Genomic DNA, 24,679 nt, shown 5'->3' on the forward strand with positions numbered 1-24,679 from the left:
GTGCCGAGGAAGTATCTCCCCCGCCGCAAGCTCAACGGAGGCTGACATCGTCACTCGTCCTTTCTCCCGCGTGTCCGACTTCATCGTCCGGCACGCGGTCGGTTTCCTGTTGCTCGGTGCCGGGCTCGTCGCGGCATCGCCGGTTGTCGGACAGGAGCGGTCGTTCATCCGCTTCGACGACGGCGTCCTGAAGATCGAGGGTCCGATCCGGCCCTTGGCCGACCAAGTGTTCGTGAACGAGTTTGCGGCGGCCATGCTGGCGACGCCGTATCCGGAGCCGGTTCGGATTCGGCTGAACTCGGACGGTGGCGGGTTCGAGGCCTCGAAGACCATCGTCCAGGGTATCCGTGCGGCACGTCGCGAAGGCACGACGGTGATCGCCGAGGTGCCGTCCGGTGGCCGGTGCATGTCGGCGTGCCTGCTGATCTTCTCGGCTGCGGACGAGCGTCTGGCGGCCGCCGACGCGGTCTTCCTGTTCCACGGTATCGTGTACACCGGCCTCGAACCGGAGCCCGCCAGGAAGGCGGAGATCGAGCGGGAGCGAGGAGAGGTCGCGAAGGAGTACCTCGCGATGATCTCTGCCAGCGATTCCCGTCTCGGTCGGTTCCTCGCCAGCAACCGGATCATCGACCAGGACATCGAGATCGCGTTCTCGGGTGCCGACATGCATCAGGCGTTCCCGGAGTTCGTGACCGGCTTGCTGGCACCCTGAGATCGACCCACCCGGATACCGACAATCGCCAGCCGGTCTTAGCGGAGATGTCACGGCGATACTGAACAACCATCACATTGCAGGGGGAAGTGCATGAACGGTGAATCGTTGAAGTCGAGACTGATCGTCGGCGTCGTCGTTGTCGGCGTGATGGCCGTCGCCGGATGCCAGACGACGGGGACCAGCGGATCGACTGCGTCGTCGTCGCCGGTCGCGACCGAGCAGACCGCGAAGGTCGAGCTGCCGTACACGAAGACCGATGTCTCGTATGTCGGCTACGACATGGACTTCATGCGGGACGTGTACCGGGGCACCTGGAAGAAGACCTCGCACACGTTGACCGGCACCCTCTACCTGCCGAAGTCCGAAGGTCGTCATCCGGTCGTGGTGGTGCAGCACGGGTCCGGCCAGCCGGATCATCCGAACTACCAGCCCTGGAAGGACGATCTTCGCGACGCTCTCCTGGCGAAGGGCATCGGCACCTTCTTCGCCGACAGCTACTCCGGTCGCGGCATCAGCGAGACCACCCGCAACCAGGGTCAGCTCTCCCGTGCCTCGCGTGTCGTGGATGCTCTGATGGCCCTTGATGCCCTCGCCAAGCGTCCGGATGTCGATCCCGCGAAGATCGGCGTAACCGGGTTCTCGTTTGGCGGCACGGTATCCAATCTGACGGCGAACGAAGCCTTCGTGTCGACGGTGCTGCCGGGTGGACCGAGATTCGCCGCACACGTGCCGATCTATCCGGGCTGCGGATCGAAGTTCGAGAATCACGTGGCGACCGGTGCTCCGGTGCTGATGCTGGTCGGTGCCGCCGACGACTACACCGATCCTGCGTTTTGCGACATCAACGCCGAGGGCATGCGGAACCACGGGGCCTCGGTCGAGATCGTGAAGTACGACAACACCCGCCACGGCTTCATCAGCGACCGGGACGTCTGGTGGTACGCCGAGGCCTGGCAGTTCAATGACTGCCCGCAGCAGGTGATCGGCGACGACGGCGAGGAGCGGGCCGGTGAGTACAGCTCGGTCGGCAAGTCCTGGACCGGGTTCATCGGCTCGATGGTGAAGGGCTGCGGCAAGCGTGGTGCTCACATCGGTCGCAACGCACAGGCGGCAGCCGATGCCCTGACCCGGACGGTCGCGTTGTTCGCCGCCCACCTCGGCTCCTGACGCCGACCACGGCGGGCACCGGCGACGGTGCTCCGTCATCCGACCGAAGGGGGGTGATGCCGCGTGGCGTCACCCCCTTTGCAGTTCTCACGACTGTAGGGAGGCGATTTTGGGCACGATCACCGGGGAAATTCTGATCGGACGAGGGCATCCGAACGACGACGGCATGATGGCGTTCTCGATCCTCGGTCGCCTCCAGTTGATCGAGGGCGAGCGGGCGTCGTGGGTGATCGCTTGGTCGCAGGAGCAGTGGCTACGCGACTACCGCTTCACCATCGCACCGCGTCCGGGTCAGATCGCCATGTGCGGGTTGATTCTCTCCTGGGTGATCATCGCGGCGACGGAGGAGGAACGCGAGCCGATGTTGACCCGGTTCTGCGATGCCCATGCCGAGCTGCGTGGTGACCTCACCAAGATGGACAAGAAGGAGTTCCGGTCGTTCTGGGATCACATGCGGAGCTGGGGTCGAGGACGACCACAGAAGGTGATCGCCACGTCGTTCGAGTACAGCACGCTCGGGCACCAGTGTGGTGTGTTCGAGGAGCAGTCGCTGGACTTCGAAATCCTCTCAACGAAGCGTTCCAGGCTCCACTCGCAGTGGCTGGGAAGGACTGTCGATCTCGGTGAAGGTTTCCCCATGTCGACACCCTAGGTACTATGTCAGGCAGCAATAGTCTAGGTGTCCGGCGAACAAAAGTCCTCATAATAAAATAAAATACTATTGCAATTGTAGTATGAACTCCTCTAAAATAGGTGAATTGCCACACCCATTTGTATTTAGGTTGGACGTTGAGCAAACCTTACCCAGCTTTAATTTATCTGCATCATCACCAACAACATCGCCAACTATCTCAACCCTGAATACTACTCCCCCACCGGAAAGGAAATAACCCACTCCAGCAACACGATTAATATTCCCACTAAATGACCCGCTTAAAAAATCACTCTCAACATTATACGTAAATTGTTCAAAGTTCTTACCATTGTAGTATCCCGTTATTTCATAGCCAAAATACAAAAACTCCTCTTTGCTTACCCAATAAATCTGATAAACTACAGCGTCATTGTTGTAAGTTATTTCATCTATTGAATTCTTATCGGTAAAAAATAGTTGATCATCAGTAATAATTACATTTTCTAAACCATTATAGGCACCGATATTTTTCCCTTTATATGAAATCAAGGTATATCTTTTACTGCTTTGATCAGAAGAAGCAAATTGTCGACCTTTAAAAACACTATCCAGTTTTACTAAAAGGTCTTTCGTGAAATCTCTAATGTGAGTTTTGTCTTTCGAAGAACATTTATAGTTTGCCACATCAAACAGAAAATCCTCAGGAAACCAAAACTCGTCGTTCTCGATAAATCTACGATATGATTCAGTAAACTCAGGAAATAGAACATCAGAAAATAAAACGTAATCATGGTCCTTCTTAGCTGTTTCACTATTAAGTATCGATTCCATTAGATTTTTGATTTCAGAGTTACCAAAACACTTTTGAGACAAGCCTGCCAACGATCCCGCGTAACGCATTTTAGTAACATTTCTAATATCTCCATCGTTCCTAAGTATCTCTGACGACGCTCTCTCTGAAATCACCAAAAATGACAATATCAAACAAAAAATACGAGCAGATGGTCTGATTACCCTCGACCAGATGTCGTGAAAAGTCCCAAACTCCACTATCTTAGTCTCCTTAATGAAGAATATTCATTTGTAAGTGCAAACCGGGATGGAGAACCTTTTCGATCCTAACTTCATTCATCATTCCCGTTGCCCCATCCCGACATTTGCGATTGCGACCTCGGCACCGTCCGAAACCGCAAAGTCGTATATTCTGCTGATCGTACCGCCGTCCGTAGTGAAACACCATGTCGTGCAGTGCGGTAACCCTGAAGGTGCCGACACAGTCCCGGCAAGCATGGACAAAGCGAGCCGATGCTGACCCGGTTCTGCGATGCCCATGCCGAGCTGCGTGGCGATCTCACCAAGATGGACAAGAAGGAGTTCCGCTCGTTCTGGGATCACATGCGGAGCTGGGGACGAGGCCGACCACAGAAGGTGATCGCCACGTCGTTCGAGTACAGCACGCTCGGAGACCAGTGCGACGTGTTCGAGGAACAGTCGCTGGACTTCGAAATCCTCTCGACGAAGCGGTCCAGGCTCCACTCGCAGTGGCTGGGGAGGACCGTCGAGCTTGGTGAAGGTTTTCCCATGTCGACGCCAGGGACGGCCGTCTAGGCGAGGGCGTCATTTTTAACGTCACTTAACTTGTTGATATTAATTTGAAAATCGGAACCAATTGAATCTTATTGAAAATGTTCTCGTCTGTTCCAGATACGAAGCAAGTAGTACAGAAGGAACATGCAATGGAACAACTCGATTTCAGCCTCACCAGTTATAAGAAACGAAACGCGTTCTTTAAGAAATTTATCATTCCATTGTTGGATCATGATGCCGTTCACGTCCCACTGGTGAACTCCCAAATTCAGCCGGGTTACAACCATCTCCCTGCTCAGAACGCGTTGGCAGAGGGTGTCTCCCACTTGGATATCCAACCCCTATACAGCCGATTCACCAATCCGCTCCGGATTCCGGCCTTTGGTCCCGGTTACGATGATGATCGGCACGCTTCGAGTTGGGAACTTCCGTCAGATCGGCTCACCAACGCTGGTTGGTGGGTATTCACCTTCGAAGTGGATGCCGCTTCTGTCTCTGAGCTCGAAGAGCAAGTGGGTTGGACCCAAGGCTCTCGCGGCAAAGCTCCTCTCGACTCCTTGCACCAGCACCTAACAGCCTACGTGGACTATCGCGGTATCATGGCTGTTTTCAGCGGCAACAAGAGTGTCCATCTGCACATCGTGGTTTCAACGAAACACTTTGTGAGCGATCCACGGTCCCTCACCTCACGCCTAAGACAGCAGTGGATACAGGCAGTTCCTAACAGCCAACTACGGCCAATCTACCAAGCCGCCTGGGATGCCCTACACGACATCATCAGATCAGAACTTGGGACCAGCCTAGCGTTCGATGAAGGGCTTCGTAGTCCGACGCAGCTTCGTCGCTTGCCTTGGGGAACGCGGTATCTAGAGAAACCGTCGTTGATCGGGCAACTGGAGGGAGCAGAGGTCCGGCAGACAGTCCTCTATGAGAAAATACTGATATCGGCTCCTAAGGGAAGCACCCGGCTGCTGACCGATCCGACAATCAGCGTCGGATTTGGCTCGCAGCGGGCATCCATCGCATACACATGGAGCCCTGAAGTTGCAGGAAATCAGCTGATGTTGGCCGATATAAGGGACTTTCTGAGGCAACATGGTTGGGGAATTTACCCAGAGCCTGTGTCTCTGGAGCTAGAACACGGTACAGCCGTCCTCCGCTTCAAGAACCACGTCGCCGACGCCAGGCCATCAACCGTCGTGACTGGGCCGTACTGTAACATCGCGTACAATGGCAATCGGCCGAGCGGGCTGCCGAAGTGTCTTCCCGGCGGCTTAACGCTGGATCAGGTCCTTCAAACTGTACGGCCTAATACAATCCCGGAACCCGCAGCGACCGTAGGCTCCCCTCCAACCGGCGACTACTTTGCACGCAGATTTTGGATGGCGGGCACCTCTGCCTCGATTGCAGCGGACCAAGTCGCGAAGCGGTCGGTGATCTATGCCAATTGGACCAAGCGATCAGTCATCCACTCCGTCGAGGGTGCGGGAAAATCGACCGGTTTCATGAGGATGTTGCCAATCCGGCGGCACGATGAATGGTGCGAGAAGATGGCTCGCTGGGCCGCATTTGCGGATGATGAAGAGCCTCTGCGGACGCTGAACGGGTTTATGGTTTTTGCGTGCCGCTCATATGATCAGGCGTTACAGAAAGCGAAAGAATTCAATCAGATACATCGCGGAGAAGGCAATCCGTACCGTTCCGTCGTCCTTAAAAGCTCAAGCCAACTTTATAAGGAAGCGTGTGCGATATGCTCTGAGCCAGAGCGGTCGATCTCTGACATCGCAAGGCTTGGTCATCAGTCATATCGAGAGGGAATCGAGGTCGAACAGCCCTCCGTCTACAGCATGATGTTGGGAATGGTCGACGATCAATGGAAGGACGCTTCCGGGGCGATGCTGCCCTTCGACTATGTGAAGACTGTGATTTTCACTTCGCAGGCTGTGGTGATGAATTGGGGGGCCGAACAGGCGAATGCGTTCTTGCTGCCTGCTCATGGTATCGACTCCGACTATGGGCTGGTTTTCAGCCACGTGGTTTTCGATGAAGCAACGGTCGACGACTTTGTGGCATTCGACCACGCATCAGATGTCGAGTTCGCGAGAGGCTATGCCCAACACCTCAATTCTGTGGATGAACCCAGTCTGAGAGACAAGTTGGATGCCTATGAAAAGGCATGTCGGGACAGCAATGGCAACACTGAGCATCCTGACTTCGAGCAGACGATGCGAATCCACAATGAGGGGTATGCTCGAAGACACACGGTTACGGTTGACCCGAGCGTTGCTCCGTTTGGATCAGCTTCTGATGTCGATATGTATGCTAGTTGTGAAGGCCTAGAATACTATGTGAAACCCAAGTCGTGGCCGAGACGCTTGGGCGGGCGGATCACCGTGTTGACCACGGAAGCCCTGGTGGGCGAGGTGATTCAGAAGCTTCACGACAAGCCAACGAAAGGAGGGAGCTTCAGGGTCTGGTCCATGCATCAGGCTCCTGGCTTTCCGGTCACAGATGTTCCTGTGATCATCGATGAGAGGGCCTCGAAGCAAAAGATAGAGGGATTATGCTCAGAGTTCCTGACCAAATCCCAGAACGCCGTCGTTATCTCGAACAATCTTAAGAACACGAACGACCCGGTTATCAGATACGGAGTGAATGCGTTCAGCCATCAGTCGGCCCGAGGGTCTAACGACCTTATCAAGAACGATATCCTGACAGTCCTCACTTATCTGTCGACCGATCTCTATTCGAAGCTCTGTGTTGTGGCGTCACGGTTTAGGGTCGAGGACATTGTGACCAAGTACTATAGAGACACGCTGTTTCAGGACCTCGGCAGGAATAGAGGCATGAGGTATCGGGACATATCCGGGGAACACACTGTTGCCGTTTCTCCGAGGCTGTATGCCCAATTGGGGTTTCAGGCATTCACTGAGAACCAGCGATATCGATGGTACCGGGCTGCCTGATCTGGGGCGGTGCTCGTAGTAGGATCGTTTGCATCGTTGCGGGGAACGCGGCGAATTTGCAATTCGCACGCCCCCGCTAGACGAGCGAGGCGTGGCGGCTCAACCGCCGCCCACCACGCTCGTTTTGTTCCATCTACGGGCTTCGAGCGTAGTGGTTTTGCTGTCGAGACCGACTTGGTAGGTAATGTGCGTTCCTAATATGAACATTATTAGAGCTGTACATTTCCTCCCCCACCCTCGCACCCTATTCGGAGCACCGAACGCAGGACCGCTTGGTAGGAACCGGTTACTAGGCAGCATTCCCAGCGGAAACGGCAGCCCTTCCGCCCGGAATGTGCCGATAGAGCGTTGGAACGCTAACGCCCAATCGGTCGGCGACTTCGGACACTGTCAGGTCATCGCCGGTCAGCATCGCCTTTGCGGCCAGGATATCGCGTTCCGAAAGCGACCTTGGACGCCCACCCGTTCGACCTCGACGACGTGCTGCGTCCAATCCTGCGAGAGTGCGTTCGCGAATCAGGTTCCGTTCGAACTCGCCGATGGCACCGAAGATCGAGAAGATCAACCGACCCCCACTGCTCGACGTGTCGATGGATTCGGTGAGGGATCGGAGCCCAACACTACGTTCTTCGAGGTCGGCGACGATCTGAAGGAGGTCCTTGAGGGATCGACCCAGACGGTCGAGCCGCCACACCGTGATCGTGTCACCCGGACGGGCGAACGCGAGAGCTTCGGTCAGGCCCGGTCGATCCTTCTTGGTGCCAGTCATGCGATCTTCGAACAGCCGCTCGCAACCAGCGTTGGTCAGGGCGTCCCGCTGAAGGTCCGGGTTCTGATCGATTGTAGAAACACGACAGTATCCGATCAGCATATCGAACCCATTTATTGTTTAATGAGAAAAGGAAATCTATCATAATAGTGAATATAATGCAACAACTATTTAGATTATCTAAATCATAATTTCATTACTATTTCATAATTGCAATGATTGCGGGACTGACGGGTGAGTATTGACTTCGGAGATCGCCCTTTGGCGTCGGTTTACCGGTTCGTTCTATTATTAAATTGTAGGGTATAATTCTTTACTAAGGACGTGTGGTTGGTAAACTAGCCCGCATGACAAGCGACGATCGGACCGGTTCACGCCTCGGGAGCTACGTGGAAACGCCAGTCGGTGGCGAGATCGTCCGGTCGTTCGTTCCGCCGCCTCTTCCGCCGGAACCGCCACTCTCGCTCACACCCGCCATCGTGACCCGGCTTGCAACGGCGGAGAGGGCTCTGGGGCGTCTCGACGGTGTCGCGGCCAGGCTGCCGGATCAACCGCTGTTCCTGTACATGTACGTCCGCAAGGAGGCGGTTCTCTCGTCGCAGATCGAAGGCACCCAGTCGACCCTCGACGATCTCCTTCTGTTCGAGATGAACGCCGAGGCGGGTCAGCCGGTCGACGACATCCGGGAGGTGTCGAACTACGTGGACGCGATGATGTACGGGCTCGACCGCCTGTCGTCGCTGCCTCTGTCCCTCCGGCTGATTCGGGAGATGCACGAGCGGTTGCTGCGTGAGGGACGCGGCGGGTCAAAGATGCCGGGAGAGTTTCGGACCACCCAGAACTGGATCGGTGGTACGCGGCCCGGCAATGCCATCTATGTGCCCCCGCCGGTCGCCGAGATGCAACGGTGCCTCGACCAGTTCGAACGCTTCATGCACGACGAGACGCCGAATCTCCCGGCCCTGATCAAGGCCGGGCTGTTGCACGTCCAGTTCGAGAGCATCCACCCCTTCCTCGACGGCAACGGTCGGATCGGCCGCCTGCTCGTCACCCTCTTCCTGGTCGTGGCGGGCGTGATCCGGCAACCGCTGTTGTATCTCAGCCTCTATCTGAAGACCCATCGGGCCGACTACTACCGCCTTCTCCAGGAGGTTCGGGAACGAGGGTCGTGGGAGGCATGGATCGAGTTCTTCCTGGACGGTGTGATCGAGATCGCGAACCAGGCATTCGAGACCGCCACCGGCATCGACGAGATGTTCCGGACGGATCGGGACCGCATCTCGTCGCAGAGCGTTCGAGCCGGGTCCGTCCTGCGGGTGCACGAGGCCATGCAGACCCGTCCGTTCATCTCCGGACCTGCCGCGAAGGCCGCGACCGGTTTGACGATGCCGACCGTGAACGCCGCGTTGGCCGACCTGGTGGAGATGGAGATCGTCGAGGAGATCACCGGCAGGCGACGTGGCCGGGTTTACGCCTACCGCCGATACCTGGCCCTGCTGCACGAGGGCACATAGGGGTTCTCGAAAACGTCAGATGGGGGATGATCGAGAGGCGAGGTTTCGAGATACAGTTATGAGAACTGGAATCCGGCTGATCGCCGTACCCGACTGGGGTCCCTTTGAGGCATCTCAGAAACGGTGGTTCTTGAGAGATCGCCTGGAGCGAGGCGATCCAAGCCATGAAGGTCCCGACTATCCCTCAATAGGCATTCGCAATTGATGCGTCTCGAAGCCGAGCCTATTCTACCGTTATGGGGGATGATTCGGCAGCGAGTGCAACCCAGTGCAATCCCCGCGGCTCGCGAGGGCAGATCGGTTGAGGTTCCCGTCAATCTGACGATAGACGTCGGACTTGGGCATCGTGAAGATGTCGATATCAACTTATACTTATAAACAGAATGACCTAGTGATTGCGAGGGTCCAGTGAAGCTCAAAGCCGCTTACGCACGCTTCTACAAGTCGTTCAATTTCGACCACGCTCGGAAGCTAGATGAACGTGTCACAAAGCAGCCGTGGGAGATGTTTCGGGACCGCTTTTACCCCTATGTGACGGTCGAGCTTGATCCGAGAATCACAACGATAGTCGGTGCAAACGAATCTGGCAAAAGTCACCTACTCGGCGTCATCAGGAAGGCGATCACGGGGAAGGACACCACAGGCAAAGCCATTGAGCACCGGGACCTCTGTCGTTACTCCCCCTACTTCGGGGTGGCACTCGGGCAGAGGTGTTGGCCGCATGTTGGGGTCGGATGGGATGATGTGACCAAGGAGGAAGCCACTGAAATAGCGGATATTCTAGGTCAATCCGATACGTCCTTTCGTCGCTTCCTTATGTTTCGTGAAGAGCCAGGCCGATTGACGGTTTGGACGCCTGGTTCTGGGAAGACGTTTGACAAACATGAGCTTTCTCAAGACGAAACAAAACGACTTTCCGATATCGTTCCACAACCCTTTAACATCGATTCCGATGTGGCATTACCAAATTCAGTTCCCTTCGCATTTCTTGAGCAGGGGGAAGATGCACCTTTTGCAACGCATTCAAGAACAAAGATCGACGGATTTATTAGGGCATTGAACTCTGTTAAGCCAATACTGAAGGGTGGTGCAGATTCAGTAAAGCAAAACGCCGAGAAAGTGCTTGAGGCTTTCGGTGAATTTGCTGATCCAATGTCTGACACATTGAGCAACAACGAACTTAAATCACTCTACCTGGGAAGAGATTTGTTGCTAACTCTTGGTGAGGTTGACCCAGCAAGTCTTTCTGAATTGTCTCAGGCTATAGACGGTCAACATGATGGATATGTCGGCGGATTAATAGACGCAGTGAATCAGCAACTAGAAAGAAAGTTGAATTTCCGCCGATATTGGGTACAGGATCGAGATTTTAGTTTAAAAATTGCCAACCGAGATCGAGAGCTGGTCTTTGTCATTAGAGACCGCACTGGTACGGTCTACACGTTCTCGGAGAGAAGCAGTGGTCTTCGGTATTTTCTGTCCTATTTGATACAAACGCAAATACATAGACCGTCAGGAAGCCGGGAGTCGATATTGCTGATGGACGAGCCGGACACGTATCTTTCCGCCGAGGCTCAACAGGACCTAATGAGAGTGTTTCGAGATTTAGCGGAACCAGAGCCGGGCATTGATCCGATCCAAGTCATCTACGTCACGCATTCTCCGTTCTTACTCGATAAGAACCATTCCGAGCGAATCCGCGTTCTAGAAAAGGGAACAGGCTTCGACGGAACGCGAGTTGTTCCGAGTGTCAGCCGAAACCATTATGAACCGCTGAGGTCGGCATTTGGTGCGTTCGTCGGTGAAAGTGCGTTCGTAGGTTCTGTAAACCTGCTTGTTGAGGGGCCGTCAGATCAAATCCTGCTGGCCGGAGCCGCGAACCTGACCCGGCTGCGGTCCCCGGGTATCATGGATGCTACACTCGACCTCAATAACATGGTGATCGTTCCAAGCGGTTCCGCTCAGGAGATCGGTTACACTGTGTACAGGATTCGTGGACAAGGAGCTGACAAACCACCTGTAGTCGTACTCTTGGATGGTGATGATGAGGGTGTAAAGGCCAAGAGGGAATTTGCGGGCGACGAACGTCTACGCAGACTAATCAAACCAGAAAACGTTCTTGATCTAAGACAAATAGGTGAGAATATTTCCGATTGGCCCGACTCACCTGTGATCGAAGACATCATACCTGTGCCATTGGCTCACAGAGCTATGGAACTTGTTATCGCAGACGTGACCAAGTTTCGAGAGGGAGACGCTCCCGAGATACCGCTCAGAGCCATTGAAGCGGAACTCGTCAGAGGCGGTCATATGCTCGACGCGATCAACCGGGAGGTTAAAAAGCATAATGGGCGAATCGATAAAATCGCATTTGCAAAGGCCGTTGTAGAGGCATGCCGTCAGCAAGAACCGAATATGCAGAAGCACATTGATACATTTCTCTATCGAATGGAGGTTGTGTTTCGTGCGGTAAATGAGGCTATTCGCCGAGCAAAAGAGGATTCCGCAAACAAAAAGCTTGAAGCACACGTCTTTGATCGGGTTCGTCTATTCAAGGCTGATAACGTTGGATACGCAACTCGTGAACAGGCAACCATCGCTCTTAACCAAATTGAAGCCCAGCTTGATGAGTCGGTCGAGGCAGACGCAATACGGAACGCTATTATTCCGATAAGGCGAGATTTTTTGCTTCACGAAGACCCTTCTAAGCGTATCCAGGATTACGAGGGCTTTCTCGAAAGGCTCGAAGGCTTGAAGCATGCCTATCGCTCTGTGATGGCGGCGAACGCACAGGCGGGGCTTCGCGAGGAGAAGTCGAATGGTCAGGTACCTGGGGAATCCCAGCGGCCCAAACGTCATGGCGGAAGCAAACGCGGAAAGGCTGAGCGTCCGAGCAACAAGCGGCAACGTGACGACACATCACCGGCAAACCCAGAACAGCCTAAGGACGCCGAATAGCGTCGGGGTAGATCATCCGACGGTGCTTTCTCAAGCAAGAAGGGAACCACGATTCGCGTGCGTTAGAAGCGACACCGAGCTGATCGTAGCTGCCGCATGTCTCAGCACTGACGGGTGATACAACGGATACAGAGGAGGCATACAAACTGGTTCTTGTCAGTTCGGTAAGATATTGAGTTATTTAATATAATCGCTATGGCCTCCGAATCCCACCCTCTCCGCCATTCCTTTTAAGAAGCTGAAATAAAAAGGTTTTCTGATCTTGCCCCATTCCGACGCTGTACCTGAACGGTACAAGTCCGAGGAGGAGGACGAGGTAATGGACGGCGCCTATTTGAAGCAGCGCGGCCGGTCGTGGTACGTGCGCGTCGTGGTTCCCAAGGAACTGCAGAAACAGCTCGGAAAGCGCGAGATCTTCAAGGCCCTGGGAACCCGTTGCCTGTCCGAAGGCCAACGTCTTCGCTGGCCCATGGTGGCGCAGATCCAGGCGAGCTTTCGCCAGTGCGGACATGTCCCCGACGTCGAGGAGGCGTTGGTCAATGCTCGCGCCTTGGCGGCCCTTCGCGACCCGGAGGAGCGCGAGGGCCTAGAAAGTGCGGCGGGCTGGGTGGCCGAAGATATGGAGTCCAAGGCCGGGACGGCTGCTGCCAAGCGCTGGTATGACGTTGCGACGGGCAGGGGGCTGCCGATATCCGAGGCGGTGGATCGCTGGCTGGCAGAGCGACCAACTACACAAAGCAGACGGCTCAGCAGCACCGTTCATCAGTGAACGAGCGCGTCGGCCATCTAGGCGAACTCTTTTTGCGAGACGTCTCGCGGTGGCACGCCGGGGAGTTCGTGACGGGCTATCTCCTGAAGTCAAAGGCATCGGGCAAGACCGTCACCCGCAAGATCTCTAGCCTCTCGGGTCTCTGGCGCTGGGCTGTGCGTCGCGGCCATGCGGATGCCAACCCATGGCTCCAACAAGCCCTACGAAACGCCGAGCTACGCCAAGGGCAGCGTGACGTCCGAGCGTTCGAACCCGGGGGAGCTTCGAAAGCTGTTGGCGTCCAAGTCGAAGGACCGGGTCCTGATCGACCTGATCTGGCTGAGCCTGTTCACCGGAGCGCGGGTCAATGAGATCTGCTCCCTCACCGTGGATGACGTGGTGGACGGTGGGTTGCGCATCCGAGAGGGGAAGAGTGATGCAGCGGCTCGTTGGCTCCCGATCCCTGAGGACGTCCGGGAGGTCGTTGAACGTCGGGCTACCGGAGAGGGCTGGCTAATTCCGGGCCTCAAGCCGGGCGGCCCCGACAAGAAGCGGTCCTGGAACGTCCAGAAGCGGGTCAACCGTTGGATCGACAAGGTGCTTGGTGACCCGGAGAACGCGACCTTTCACTCCCTGCGCCCCTCCTACTCCACAGCGTGCGAGCAGGTCGGCCTTCACCAGTACACTCACTGCGAACTGATGGGGCACAAGAAGCCCAACCTAGCGACCCAGGTCTACTCCGAGGGGAAGTCGGTGGCCCAGCTCAGAAAGGCGCAGGAGGAAGTGTCGCGCCATATCCGGGAGGAGTGGCTCAGGCCCCCAACTTCCGACTAGGCTATCAGGTGGAACGAATCGCTGGGGGGCTCATTGGACCAGCTGCCGACCCTGATTGCTACGCCGAAGACTCTTGCAGTCCCACCCGACTGGAAGGTTCACGGAGAAACCTTTCGGCTTGTGGTGCCGTTGGACATCAATGGCGTCACTCAGGAAGGTCTGTGGCTTCGGGGACAGGCTGATGCTCAGGATGTGGATCACCATGTCTCGTTCCAGTTGGAGTTCGAGTTCCCGGGCCGTCGACGCGGTCCCTTCACGAGGATCGACTGGCGCCCCCGGGTTCCACACACGAACAAAAACATCGGTCCGGAGGACCTCAGGTTGCTGGAGATCCGGGGCTCTCATATTCACCCCTTCGCGGCGAACTGGGAGCTGGGAGTGGACCACATGCTGCGGGATAATCTGCCAATTGCTCAGGACTTGAACGAAGAGCCCGCGAGCTTCGAGGCCTTGCTGGACTGTGTGGCGGACTACTTTAAGATTGAAGGGGCGGCGGCGATCCCCGCTCCGCCGTGGGAGCCAGGGCTATTCTGATGCTGAGCCTAACGAGTACTAGCGCAGGTTTCCGAGCTATAGTCGACGAGGCTGCGGCCTCCTTGCACCGTGTCGACTATAGCGGGGAGGCCGCCTACCTGAAGACCGCCGGTCTCTACCCCAGCGGCTCGTCGGTCGTTGTCTGCATCACACCTGACCGGGGTGGCTTCCTCGTGTCCGACCTTGGTCAGGGCCAGGTCGAAGCTGACATGATGGGAGGCGCGTCGACGTTTGCGCGCACCGCCCCCCACGTGGCTGAGCGAGCGGGAGTGGGGTTTGACCACCGGGCGTTCTTCCTCGTGCGCGTGGATCGGTCGCGGCTACCAGGAGCAATAGCCACCGTTGCTACGTGTTCTATGGAGGCCGTGCAGCTCACCGCCCAAAAGCTATCAGAGAAGCGCCATGAGGATGCGACCGACCGGCTATACCGTCGACTAGTCAACGTGTTCACTAGGGCGAGAGTGACACGAGACGCTGAGGTCCTTGGTGCATCAACGACGACATGGCCTGTCGCCACCCTGGTGTCAGTCAACCAACATCAGGCCATTTTCGAGCCGGTGACGGCCAACCACATCTCCATCGCATCGGCAGTCACGAAGTTCTACGACATCTCCCAACTCGAAGACGCCCCCGGCCGGGTAGCTGTGGTCAGGAGGAAGGCCGCTCTGGGGACCAAGCTTGGAGTCCTCTCGGCAGCAGCACGCGTCATCGAGGAGGACGCTCCGGACTCGGTCCTAGAGCAGCTGGCAGCAGCGGCCTAGAACCTATGCATCGCCTGAGGCGGATGGGGCCATTGCCTACTTCCGGGTCTCGACCGATCGCCAGGGCCGCAGTGGCCTCGGGCTCGACGCGAAGCGGGAGAAGGTTCGGGCCTTCCTGGGGGAGGGCTACCCGCCGGTCGCCGAGTTCACCGAGCTCGAGAGCGGCAAGAAGGCCGACCGGCCGGAGCTGCGCCGCGCCATCGCGGAGGCCCGCCGCCGGGATCTCCCCCTGGTCGTCGCAAAAATCGACCGACTGGCCCGGGACGTCCGCTTGTTCCTCGACGTCCTGGACCAGGGAGTGGATCTCCGCTTCGCCGAGCTACCCGAGCTGCCGACCGGGGCCGCCGGGCGCTTCATGCTCCAGCAGTTCGCCGCCGTCGCCGAGCTGGAGCGAGGGCTGATCTCCGAGCGCACCAATGCCGCCCTGAGCGCCGCCAGGGCGCGGGGACGCGCCTCGGTGGCTATCGCGGCGGCAAGCAAGAAGCCCGCGCAGCCTTGGCCGCCCAGGCCCGCCAGGAGCGCGCTGACGCCTATGCCTCGGACATGGCTGAGACTGTGCGGGAGGCCATGGTCGCCCAGGAAGCCTCAGGGCGGCTGCTCGCTGGCTGGAGGCCCAGGGGTACACTACCCCCCCCCCCCCCCCCCCCCCCCGGGGGGGGAGGCCGGGCATGGACGCCCACGGCCGTCAAACGAGTCCTGAGCGTGCCTCCTGACCGTCGACCCCGTCTTCGACCAGGGCGCCGAGAACTGGATCAAGTACGTGAACTGCGGATAGGGTATCCCCAGGTCACGAGCGTCACCACCTCCTACGATGTTTGATTGCAAGCGCGATTTCCTGCGACTACTTTTGAACGATCTAGCGAGGAGTGGAACGTGCAGTGGCTGACTGACTCTTGGGCGACCGTGACGTTGCCACAGGCGACGATCGTCTCCGGCATCCTCACGCTAGCTGCCGCTGCATTCGGCGTGCTTCTCGGGTGGTGGCTCTTCAGCGGCAAAGTGAAGGACCTCAAGAGCGCCATAGACGAGTCGGACAACTTGATCCGGGACCACCGCCTTAGAACCGAGGAGACCCTACAGGGAGTATGGGACAGCCTATCCAGCACGATGGAAATCCTCGGCCAGCTCCGTGGGAGCATTGGTGACCTTGAGGCAGCAACGTCCGAAGAACTTGAAAACGCCGGGCAAGCCGCGACCCGGGACGCGCTTCGCGACAACTGGCATTCGATTCGGGATAGCCTTGAGCGGCTCGCCGCCTACCCGGAAATCGACGGACGAACTAGAGCCAAGTATGGACGGATCGACCGACGCAGATACCGTGATCTAGTCAATTCCCTTACCGCAGACGGCGCACTAGACCATGGCACTGCGCAGAACTATCTGGAAGCGGTAGCGATCTGGCACCAATACAGAAACGGGCGCCGAGATCCGTCTCCCGAACATGCGCAGCGGATGGAAGAACTGGCCCAGGTTCTCTGCATTGAGCCATAGCCGCAGACGCGTGACACCTACGGACGCGCCTAGCCACTCGCCTTAGATGGACATCCATGGGGAAGAAACCGGCTTGGCGACCACGGTCGATAGGGTGTGGCCAAGGACCGTACACAACCTCTTTGAGGGGGAGTATCGAGTAGATCAGTGCCCTGTTAACCTATCCGCCATGGCCGACCATGGGCCGCCTAGGTCCGACCTAGGAGAGCCGGAGGAACGTGGAGGACCTTGGTCTAAGCTTTGGACCGACTGAGGGGTCTTCTCCATGGATGTCCGTCAAAATGCAGCGGCGGGATCCTGCGGACTTCAGCACCGCTCACCGGGGCGCCGCACCCCTCGCCGCATGGCAGGGCGCCAGTATGCGCCCTCCTGTTTTAGTGCTGTGTCTAGAGCGGCGGGGGCGTCGCCACCACAATCGCGCTAAGGGGCTCGCTGACGGCCAAAGGCTTTCGTCGCCAGGAAGGAGAGAGGGGCACCCGAGGGAAACAAGGCTGTCAGCGGCGCTCCTGCGGGCGCTACGGAGTCTCTCAGGCCCGGGGCCGGGATGAATGATTTTTCCGTCGCGATCTACGGCGGCATTCGTCCTGACGGGCGGCACCGACTTCCCCCGGCCCCGAGCTCGCTCCTCCCTAGGTGATAAACTCATAAATGGGATTCCCAGAAGTGGGTGTTTCTGATTCAAGGTCCTGGGAGGATCTTGAATGGCTGCACGACGTTACGAGTTGAGCGACTTCGAGTGGTCGATCATCGAGCCGCTGTTGCCGAACAAGCCGCGCGGGGTGCCTCGGGTCGACGACCGTAGGGTTCTGAATGGGATTTACTGGCGGCTTCGGACGGGCTCGCCGTGGGCCGACATCCCGGAGCGCTATGGTCCGTCGACGACCTGCTACAACCGGTTCGTGCGGTGGCGGAAGCTCGGTGTGTGGGATCGGATCTTCGCGGCGGTCTCGGCGGCCTACGACGGTGATCTGCAGATGGTGGACAGTTCCTCGATCCGGGTTCACCAACACGCCGATGCCGCCCCTGGGGACGGAACTCACGCCCGCTGCATGGGGCGCTCACGAGGCGGACTGACCACCAAGATCCATGCTCTGGTCGATGCCAACGGCTTGCCGATCACCCTCAAGCTGAGCGAAGGCCAGGCCCATGATGGCCGCAGTGCCGCCGACATGCTCGATGGCCTCGGCAACGGCCAGATCCTGCTCGCCGATCGCGCCTACGACAGCGACGCTCTGCGAGCGGCACTCGCAGAGCGCGGTGCCTGGGCCAACATCAAGCCGATGCCGAGACGCAGAAACGTTCCCGCCTTCAGCGCCTTCCTCTATCGATACCGCAACCTGGTAGAGCGCTTCTTCAGCAAGCTCAAACACTTCAGGGCCGTCGCAACCCGATACGAGAAGCACGACGCCAACTATCTCGCCCTCGTCAAACTCGCCGCATCACGAATTTGGATCCGCGCTTATGAGTCCGTGGCCTAGTCGAGGTCTGCTCAGGGTTCACCTACCACGGGCCTCGTGTACCACGCTGGTAAAGCGACCAGAGTGGTTCAAGTCGATCCAAAATTTCATTTTTTTTCAGTATTTTAAGGGATTTTCCTGAGGATCCCACGCTCCCCGCCACTGCCTCATTACACCAGCCGCCCGGGCCAGCCTCCTATGCCGGTCCGGCAAGTTGGCGTTTCCGGCGGGCCAGGTAGGCGCTTGCGAGCATCGCGGCCGCGGCGACGGCCAGCAGGCCGATGCCGATCAGCGGGCGGTAGGCCAGCCAGGCCAGCCCGATCGTCACCGCGCTCAACGCGACCGCGGCGAGGCCGGCCACCATCGCGAAGCCCGCGCCGACGATGGTCCCGAGAACCGGCAGCACGTCCGCCAGGATCTTGATCGGGCCGAACAGCAGGGCGAGGCCGATCCACATCGCCGCGAACCCGCCCAGGCGGATCCCCCAGGTGATCAGGGTGTTCTCGTCGCGGGCATCGGCGAACAGGGAGTCGGCGCTGCCGCCGCCCATCCGCAGGAGGGCGATTTCGCCGGTCCTGGTGCGATACGGCTCGATCCGGTTGCCGGACTGCCGGCCGACCACGCCGATCTCCTGGGGGTGAATCGCCAGGAAGCCGACCCGGACGTCGCCGATCTGCGGGGCGGCCGGATCGCCCTGGTGGAAGCGGCCGGCGGACAGCTGGAACCGGCCGCGGACGTTTTCGGGCGCGCCGGCGTACACGGCATCGCTGACCGGCAGTTCCCGATAGTCGTCGATCTGGGAGACGAAATCGCGGGTCAGCGCGAAGGCACCGATCGAAATGCGCGGGGCGACCAGCGCCAGCGGGGCGAAGGGCAGGGCGGCCGGATTGCGGTGGCCCTCGGCGATGCGGAACCGGGCGGAATCGACGGCACGGTCCGACCACTCCCGGTGGTAGCGATAGGTGGTCTCGGTGCGTTCGCTGCCGCCGGCCTCCTTGACCGTCCGCTCTTCCTTCTCCTCGATCCACTGGTACATCTCGACCACGCGCTTCACCTTCAGCGCGTCGACCGACAGGCCGAACGCCGGGTCGTCGAGCGGCCCATCGCCGACCGCCCGGTCGGAGATGTGGATCAGGCCCTTGTCGTGGGCCGGATCGACCGGGTCCGCGGCGACCGGGATCACCAGCTCGAGGCCTTCCGCAAGGGTCCTGGCGCGGTCGACCGACCGCCCCTCGTTCCACCACAGGACGGGAAACGACAGGACGAACATCAGCAGGCCGATCACCACGCCGACGAAGGCGCCGCCCAGCCGCTCGCCCCAGGACTTGCGGATGACTTCCCGGAATTCATCCATCGTGAGACCCCCTCCAGGGCGGCGTCGGGCCGTGTGGTGGCTAGCGTGCCGCCGCATCGTTGATGAAGAGCGCCGCGAAATACGCGACCAGCTCGTAGCAGACCGTCACGTTTCCGGTTTCCGGATCGTAGTAGGCGTTGCTGTCGTCGCAGGACTCGAACACCACGTCGAAATCGCCCGGCAGAACGAAGGTCTCGGCCACGGTTTCGACCGCCTCGCGCAGGGCGTCGGACCGCTTCAGCAGAGTGACCAGGCCGGGCTCGATGCCCTTTCCCGGCCGCTTGAAGCGGAGGTGGATCCTGCCGCCGCCGGCCTGGCCCTCCTCCCGGAAGTACGGGTCGAGCAGGGCGGCCCAGCTGTCGTAGGTCTGTTCATAGATCCCGGGGCAGCGTTCCTGCTGCTCGTCCGGCATCTCGACGATGCGGGCCAGCTCTGCGAAGCCATCGGGGTCGCTGCCGAAGATCAGGCAGTTGACCGCCGCGTAGCGCTGGATGTCCAGCGAGTGCTCGTCCCAGAACGCGAGGTCGTCGGGTTCCGCCTGGTCGTGGGCCATGGCGTAGCCGTCCGCCGCCGCCAGGATCAACGCATCGGCGTCCGGATCGTCCCCGTCCGGCAGCATCATCAGCACCGCCAGGCTGTCGACCGCATCCTCCTCGCGGCCGAGGACCGGGATCTCCAGCTTGTCGATCAGGGCGTGCCCGAACTCGTGGTAGAGCGTGAACACGGTGTTGCCGATGACGAAGACGGCGAAGTCTTCCGACGGCTCCGCGGCCTTGCCCTTGGCGTGAACCGCCGGGGCCTGAACCCACACCAGGAACGCGACCAGCGCTGCCAGCCGGACAAAGCCACGCATCCAGACACCCCCACGGGCGCGGTCGCTGCGGTGGCCACGTACCGCCCTTGTGAGGCGGAGTCGCTGGCCCCGGCCCCGCGACGGCACCACCAGAGCATCGGCGTCTTGCGTCCGGCCCGCAAGCGCCCTCATCGTCCGGAGGCGCCAAACAGGGCGCCCCCGGAGCCTGCGTCGCTTCAGCGCGGCGGCATCCGGAACGTGTTATGGTACACGGTGCGCACAAATCCGGGCACGATGACGGCGCGCTGGTACAGGGAGTGTTCCTGTGGAAGCGGTACGCGCGTCCGCCGCACGCCGGGATGATCGAGCGGCGCCATGACGGCGCCGATGCCCCCGGTGGTTCACAAACGGCGTTTCGGAAGGCGCCGGCTGTGTCATAACGCCCGCCATACCCGTTGCTACGACCCGAGGCCCGCGCGATGAACGCTTTTGAGAACGCCCATCCGGCGCTGGCCGGTGCGCTGGCCGCGCAGGGCTACGAGACCCCGACGCCGGTTCAGGCCTCGGTACTGGCGGCCGAGGTGTCGAGCGCCGACCTGCTGGTGTCGGCCCAGACCGGGTCGGGCAAGACCGTGGCGTTCGGCCTGGCGATCGCGCCGACCCTGCTGGAGGACGCCGAGCGGTTCGGACGCGCCGAGGAGCCGCTGGCCCTGGTGGTCGCGCCGACCCGCGAGCTGGCGCTGCAGGTTCGCCGCGAGCTCGACTGGCTGTACGCGCCGACCGGCGCCCGCACCGCGTCCTGCGTCGGCGGCATGGACATGCGGCGCGAGCGCGACGTGCTGTCGTCGGGCGCCCATCTGGTGATCGGCACGCCCGGCCGGCTGCGCGACCACATCGAGCGCGGCTCGCTCGACCTGTCGAAGATCCGCGCGGTGGTGCTGGACGAGGCCGACGAGATGCTGGATCTCGGGTTCCGCGAGGACCTGGAGTACATTCTGGACGCGGCCCCGTCGGAACGCCGGACCCTGATGTTCTCGGCCACCGTGCCGTCGACCATCGCCCATCTGGCCAAGCGCTACCAGCGCAACGCGGTGCGTCTGGCGACCGCCGGCGAGCGCACCCAGCACCACGACATCGAGTACCGCGCCCATCTGGTGGCGCCGAACGATCGTGACAACGCCATCGTCAACACCCTGCTGTTTCACGATGCCCGCAGCGCCATGGTGTTCTGCGGAACCCGGATCGCGGTTCAGCACCTCAGCAGCCGGCTCGCCAACCGCGGGTTCTCGGTGGTGGCGCTGTCCGGCGAGCTCAGCCAGAACGAGCGCACCCACGCCCTGCAGGCAATCCGCGACGGCCGGGCCCGGGTGTGCGTCGCCACCGACGTGGCGGCGCGCGGCATCGACCTGCCGACCCTGGACCTCGTCGTGCACGCCGACGTGCCCAACAACTCCGACACCCTTCTGCACCGCAGCGGCCGCACCGGCCGTGCCGGTCGCAAGGGGGTCAGCGTGCTGATCGTCCCGCACACCCGGCGCCACGCCGTGCAGCGCCTGCTGAAGTCGGCCAACAATCTGCGCGCCGCCTGGGTGGCGCCGCCGAACGCCGAGGCGATCGCCAAGCGCGACCGCGAGCGCATGATGCAGGATCCGGTGCTGTCCGAGGACGTGACGCCGGAGGAGCTGGAGTTCGCCCGCGAACTGCTGGCGACCCACGATCCGGAGAAGGTGGCGGCCGCCTATCTGCGGCTGCACCAGGCCAGCCGGCCGGCACCGGAGGAACTGCTGGACGTGGCGTCCGCGTCGTCGGAGCCGCCGCGCAAGGCCCGCGACGACTTCGCCGGCAGCGTCTGGTTCAAGGTGTCCGCCGGCCGCAAGCACCAGGCCGAGGCGCGCTGGCTGCTGCCGCTGATCTGCCGTGCCGGGCACGTGACCAAGAACGAGGTCGGTGCGATCCGCGTCCTGCCGAACGAGAGCCATGTGGAGATCACCGCCAGCGTCGCGGACCGGTTCGCCGCGGCGATTGCCGAGGCCGGCACCGGCGAGGAGACGGTGAAGATCACCCGGCTGGACGGGCCGCCGGCACCGGCTGACGCCGCCAGCCGTCCGCCACGTCCGGCCGGTCCGAAGAAATGGAAGGGCGGCGCGGCAGGGCGCAAGGCCGGCGGCGCGCGGCCGAGCAAGCCGCACCGGTCGCGATCGGAGTGACCGTGACGCGCGGTCGTTCCGCGTAGGGGGCAGCGCGCATGCTGTCCTATCAGCACGGCTACCACGCGGGAAACCTGCCCGACGTGCACAAGCATGCGGCGCTTGCGGTGCTTCTGGCGGCGCTGACCGCCAAGGACAAGCCGCTGTCCTATCTGGAAAGCCATGCCGGGCGGGGTCTGTACGACCTTGCCGCCCCGGAGGCGCGCAAGACCGGCGAGGCGCGCGAGGGGGTCGATGCCGTGCTGGCGCGCGGGGCGCTGCCGGAGGAGCACCCATGGACCGTGGCAGTCCAGCGTGTCCGGGCGGCGCACGGCCCGGCGGCATACCCCGGATCGCCGGCGATCGCGCGGGCCCTGCTGCGGCCGGGCGACCGGATGCACCTGATGGAGTTGCATCCCCGGGAGCACGCCGCCCTGGAGCGCGGGTTCCGCGGTCCTGACGTGCACATTCACCGCCGCGACGGCCACGAGGGCCTGCCGGCCCTGGTACCGCCGGTGCCGCGGCGCGGTCTGGTGCTGATCGACCCCAGCTACGAGGTGAAGACCGAGTACGCGGCTGCCGCCGACCTGCTGTTGTCGGTGCACCGCCGATGGCCGCAGGCGGTGATCCTGCTGTGGTATCCGATCCTGGACGCCGGGCTGCACCGCGAACTCGTGCAGGCGCTGGATGCCGCGCCGCTTCCCCGGCTGTGGCGGGACGAGGCGCGGCTTACCGGCAGCACACTGCGGATGCGTGGCTCCGGCCTGTTCTGCGTCAACACGCCCTACGCCGCCGGGCCGGCCCTGCGGGCGACCTCGGCGGCGCTGTTCGGACGCTCGGACGGCGCTACTTGACCGACGAGAACGCGGTCGGCTGCAGGAACTGGTTGGCGACGTGGGCGACGATCGCCCCGTCCTTTTCGGTCTCGGCGCGCTTGGCCAGCCACTCGGGATCGCTGGCGAAGGCGTTCCACTTGGTCTCCCGCTCGGCCAGGGATTCCCATTCCAGCAGGTAGTAAAGAGCCTGGTTCGACTCGCCGATCAGCACGGTCCAGAACCCGGCCTGCCGGATGCCGTGCTTCTCCCAGATTTTCAGGGTGATGGTCTCGAACCGCTTCAGCAGGGCCGGAAGCCGGCCGGACACGCAGTGATAGACCCGCAGTTCATGGATCATGGCTGGTTTGCTCCCTTGGTCATCGGATTGCCGTGGCCCGGAACCGGACCCGCCGGGAGCCTGCCGCGATCCGGTCGCGCTGGCGAGCCCAATTCGGTCAGTCGAAGATCTCCTGCAGCCAGGATTTGCGGCGATAACCGCCGTGCTTGCCGCCGCCGTGGTGCTTGCCGCGCGGCTCGTAGCCATAGGTCGGCTGGGGAGCGGCGGCCGGTGCCGGGGCCGGCGGGGCCTCCGTCGCGCTGCGCTCGATGATCTTGTCGAGTTCACCGCGGTCCAGCCACACGCCGCGGCATTTCGGGCAGTAGTCGATCTCGACGTTCTGGCGCTCGCTCATCACCAGATCGGTTTCGACACAGACGGGGCATTTCATGGCGGTCTCCCGGATGGCACGACACGACGGTTCCAATAAGCGGTCGTGGGTACCGGAATTCAACCCGCCGGCACCGCAATCCGCTCGACGATCCGCCGAAGCCGATCGGCGAATACCGTGACCTTGCTCCCGCTACTTCTTCTCGTAGAACGTCACGCACACCGGGTGGCTGCTGCGCAGCACCGCCGACTGGTTGAACCGGGCGATGTAGGCGTCGGCGACCCGCTGCAGGGCTGCGTCCGATCCGGCGCCCGGCGGGTGGGCGACAATGAGCATCACCGTCGTCTCGCCGATGCCTCGCCCGGTGGCGCGGTCCAGCCAGTGGCCGCGGGCATCCGCGACCGTAAAGCCGTCGGGGAACGCCGGCACGATGATGTCGTCGACGAACGCCTGCACCTGGGTGTCCGTGACGACGCCGCCGTCAGGCTGGCCCCGGCCCATATACAGCGTGGTTTCGACCCAGGCGTTGCCGCCGCACTCGGCGGCGTTCACCGCGACGGGCGGCAGCAAGATGATCACCAGCGCAAGAAGGATCCGCATGTCGGGCTCTCAACGGTTGACTTCGCCGAACACTATCCCGAATCCGGAGTCGCGGTCAGGTCCGGGAAATGCTGCAACCGCGTGACAACCGTTGACCAGACAGTCAGGATAGCGTCCGCCATCTGAAC

23 protein-coding genes and 1 pseudogene are annotated in these 24,679 nt (G+C 60.6%); 17 read left to right on the forward strand and 7 right to left on the reverse strand.

Annotated elements, in window-relative coordinates:
- Window positions 1-70 precede the first annotated feature (70 nt).
- The 3 genes from RIC54_RS05305 to RIC54_RS05315 all read left to right on the forward strand — a co-directional run bounded on the left by RIC54_RS05305 (window position 71) and on the right by RIC54_RS05315 (window position 2,534).
- Complete coding sequence (locus tag RIC54_RS05305; protein ID WP_350150809.1) at window positions 71-712, forward strand: hypothetical protein; 642 nt, start codon at window positions 71-73, stop codon at window positions 710-712.
- Window positions 713-805: 93 nt separating this feature from the next.
- Window positions 806-1,882: a dienelactone hydrolase family protein gene (locus RIC54_RS05310; RefSeq protein WP_350150811.1), complete on the forward strand. Its 1,077-nt coding sequence runs from the start codon at window positions 806-808 to the stop codon at window positions 1,880-1,882.
- A 109-nt stretch (window positions 1,883-1,991) separates the two neighbouring features.
- Window positions 1,992-2,534 (forward strand): hypothetical protein, encoded by a 543-nt coding sequence (locus RIC54_RS05315; protein ID WP_350150813.1) that lies wholly within the window; start codon window positions 1,992-1,994, stop codon window positions 2,532-2,534.
- Window positions 2,535-2,600: 66 nt separating this feature from the next.
- Here the strand turns inward: RIC54_RS05315 and RIC54_RS05320 are convergent, their stop codons facing one another.
- Complete coding sequence (locus RIC54_RS05320) at window positions 2,601-3,566, reverse strand: hypothetical protein (protein WP_350150816.1); 966 nt, start codon at window positions 3,564-3,566, stop codon at window positions 2,601-2,603.
- A gap of 255 nt (window positions 3,567-3,821) precedes the next feature.
- On the opposite strand from RIC54_RS05320, the gene RIC54_RS05325 reads away from it, so the two are divergent.
- Complete coding sequence (locus RIC54_RS05325) at window positions 3,822-4,124, forward strand: hypothetical protein (protein ID WP_350150818.1); 303 nt, start codon at window positions 3,822-3,824, stop codon at window positions 4,122-4,124.
- A 128-nt stretch (window positions 4,125-4,252) separates the two neighbouring features.
- Window positions 4,253-7,069 carry a hypothetical protein gene (locus RIC54_RS05330; RefSeq protein WP_350150820.1) on the forward strand — a complete coding sequence of 939 codons (2,817 nt, stop codon included), beginning with the start codon at window positions 4,253-4,255 and terminating at the stop codon, window positions 7,067-7,069.
- A 289-nt stretch (window positions 7,070-7,358) separates the two neighbouring features.
- On the opposite strand, the gene RIC54_RS05335 is transcribed toward RIC54_RS05330, so the two are convergent.
- On the reverse strand, window positions 7,359-7,940 hold the full coding sequence (locus tag RIC54_RS05335; RefSeq protein ID WP_350150822.1) for a recombinase family protein: 582 nt from the start codon (window positions 7,938-7,940) through the stop codon (window positions 7,359-7,361).
- Between the two features lie 287 nt (window positions 7,941-8,227).
- Here RIC54_RS05335 and RIC54_RS05340 point away from each other — a divergent pair, with 287 nt between their 5' ends.
- From RIC54_RS05340 to RIC54_RS05385, 10 genes and pseudogenes are all read left to right on the forward strand, one after another.
- The gene (locus tag RIC54_RS05340; RefSeq protein ID WP_350150824.1) at window positions 8,228-9,352 is read left to right on the forward strand and encodes a Fic family protein; all 1,125 of its coding nucleotides are present in this window, start codon (window positions 8,228-8,230) and stop codon (window positions 9,350-9,352) included.
- 408 nt (window positions 9,353-9,760) lie between these two features.
- Window positions 9,761-12,310, forward strand: a complete 2,550-nt coding sequence (locus RIC54_RS05345; RefSeq protein WP_350150826.1) for an AAA family ATPase — start codon at window positions 9,761-9,763, stop codon at window positions 12,308-12,310.
- 319 nt (window positions 12,311-12,629) lie between these two features.
- Complete coding sequence (locus tag RIC54_RS05350; protein WP_350150828.1) at window positions 12,630-13,079, forward strand: DUF6538 domain-containing protein; 450 nt, start codon at window positions 12,630-12,632, stop codon at window positions 13,077-13,079.
- Window positions 13,076-13,186 (forward strand): annotated as a pseudogene (locus tag RIC54_RS05355) (hypothetical protein); the annotation flags it as partial. The gene RIC54_RS05350 and the pseudogene RIC54_RS05355, both read left to right, overlap by 4 nt.
- Before the next feature lie 61 nt (window positions 13,187-13,247).
- Window positions 13,248-13,892, forward strand: a complete 645-nt coding sequence (locus tag RIC54_RS05360; protein ID WP_350150830.1) for a tyrosine-type recombinase/integrase — start codon at window positions 13,248-13,250, stop codon at window positions 13,890-13,892.
- A gap of 33 nt (window positions 13,893-13,925) precedes the next feature.
- Window positions 13,926-14,426: a hypothetical protein gene (locus tag RIC54_RS05365; RefSeq protein WP_350150832.1), complete on the forward strand. Its 501-nt coding sequence runs from the start codon at window positions 13,926-13,928 to the stop codon at window positions 14,424-14,426.
- Entirely contained in the window at window positions 14,426-15,187 is a 762-nt protein-coding gene (locus RIC54_RS05370) for a hypothetical protein (RefSeq protein ID WP_350150834.1), read from the forward strand. The genes RIC54_RS05365 and RIC54_RS05370 overlap by 1 nt, the downstream gene beginning before the upstream one ends.
- 31 nt (window positions 15,188-15,218) lie before the next feature.
- Complete coding sequence (locus RIC54_RS05375; protein ID WP_350150970.1) at window positions 15,219-15,887, forward strand: recombinase family protein; 669 nt, start codon at window positions 15,219-15,221, stop codon at window positions 15,885-15,887.
- A 173-nt stretch (window positions 15,888-16,060) separates the two neighbouring features.
- Window positions 16,061-16,678 (forward strand): hypothetical protein, encoded by a 618-nt coding sequence (locus tag RIC54_RS05380; RefSeq protein WP_350085044.1) that lies wholly within the window; start codon window positions 16,061-16,063, stop codon window positions 16,676-16,678.
- A 701-nt stretch (window positions 16,679-17,379) separates the two neighbouring features.
- Entirely contained in the window at window positions 17,380-18,156 is a 777-nt protein-coding gene (locus RIC54_RS05385) for an IS5 family transposase (RefSeq protein ID WP_350085046.1), read from the forward strand.
- 175 nt (window positions 18,157-18,331) lie between these two features.
- On the opposite strand, the gene RIC54_RS05390 is transcribed toward RIC54_RS05385, so the two are convergent.
- Both RIC54_RS05390 and RIC54_RS05395 read right to left on the reverse strand, forming a co-directional pair.
- Window positions 18,332-19,489 carry a TMEM43 family protein gene (locus RIC54_RS05390; RefSeq protein ID WP_350085048.1) on the reverse strand — a complete coding sequence of 386 codons (1,158 nt, stop codon included), beginning with the start codon at window positions 19,487-19,489 and terminating at the stop codon, window positions 18,332-18,334.
- Window positions 19,490-19,529: 40 nt separating this feature from the next.
- On the reverse strand, window positions 19,530-20,342 hold the full coding sequence (locus tag RIC54_RS05395) for a DUF4344 domain-containing metallopeptidase (RefSeq protein ID WP_350085050.1): 813 nt from the start codon (window positions 20,340-20,342) through the stop codon (window positions 19,530-19,532).
- A gap of 419 nt (window positions 20,343-20,761) precedes the next feature.
- On the opposite strand from RIC54_RS05395, the gene RIC54_RS05400 reads away from it, so the two are divergent.
- Together RIC54_RS05400 and rlmJ are read left to right on the forward strand one after the other, a co-directional pair.
- Window positions 20,762-22,489 (forward strand): DEAD/DEAH box helicase, encoded by a 1,728-nt coding sequence (locus RIC54_RS05400; protein WP_350085052.1) that lies wholly within the window; start codon window positions 20,762-20,764, stop codon window positions 22,487-22,489.
- A 38-nt stretch (window positions 22,490-22,527) separates the two neighbouring features.
- Complete coding sequence (gene rlmJ, locus RIC54_RS05405; protein ID WP_350085054.1) at window positions 22,528-23,322, forward strand: 23S rRNA (adenine(2030)-N(6))-methyltransferase RlmJ; 795 nt, start codon at window positions 22,528-22,530, stop codon at window positions 23,320-23,322.
- Here the strand turns inward: rlmJ and RIC54_RS05410 are convergent.
- The 3 genes from RIC54_RS05410 to RIC54_RS05420 form a co-directional block, all read right to left on the reverse strand.
- A complete protein-coding gene (locus RIC54_RS05410) occupies window positions 23,315-23,641 on the reverse strand; it encodes an NIPSNAP family protein (RefSeq protein ID WP_007679159.1) in 327 nt (108 codons plus the stop codon). The two genes, rlmJ and RIC54_RS05410, sit on opposite strands and share 8 nt — an antisense overlap.
- 97 nt (window positions 23,642-23,738) lie before the next feature.
- Window positions 23,739-24,011, reverse strand: a complete 273-nt coding sequence (locus RIC54_RS05415) for a TFIIB-type zinc ribbon-containing protein (protein WP_350085057.1) — start codon at window positions 24,009-24,011, stop codon at window positions 23,739-23,741.
- A gap of 132 nt (window positions 24,012-24,143) precedes the next feature.
- Complete coding sequence (locus RIC54_RS05420) at window positions 24,144-24,551, reverse strand: DUF3574 domain-containing protein (RefSeq protein ID WP_350085059.1); 408 nt, start codon at window positions 24,549-24,551, stop codon at window positions 24,144-24,146.
- Window positions 24,552-24,679 lie beyond the last annotated feature (128 nt).

The sequence above is a fragment of the Thalassobaculum sp. genome (assembly GCF_040219215.1).
In the GTDB taxonomy this organism is placed as follows: domain Bacteria; phylum Pseudomonadota; class Alphaproteobacteria; order Thalassobaculales; family Thalassobaculaceae; genus Thalassobaculum_A.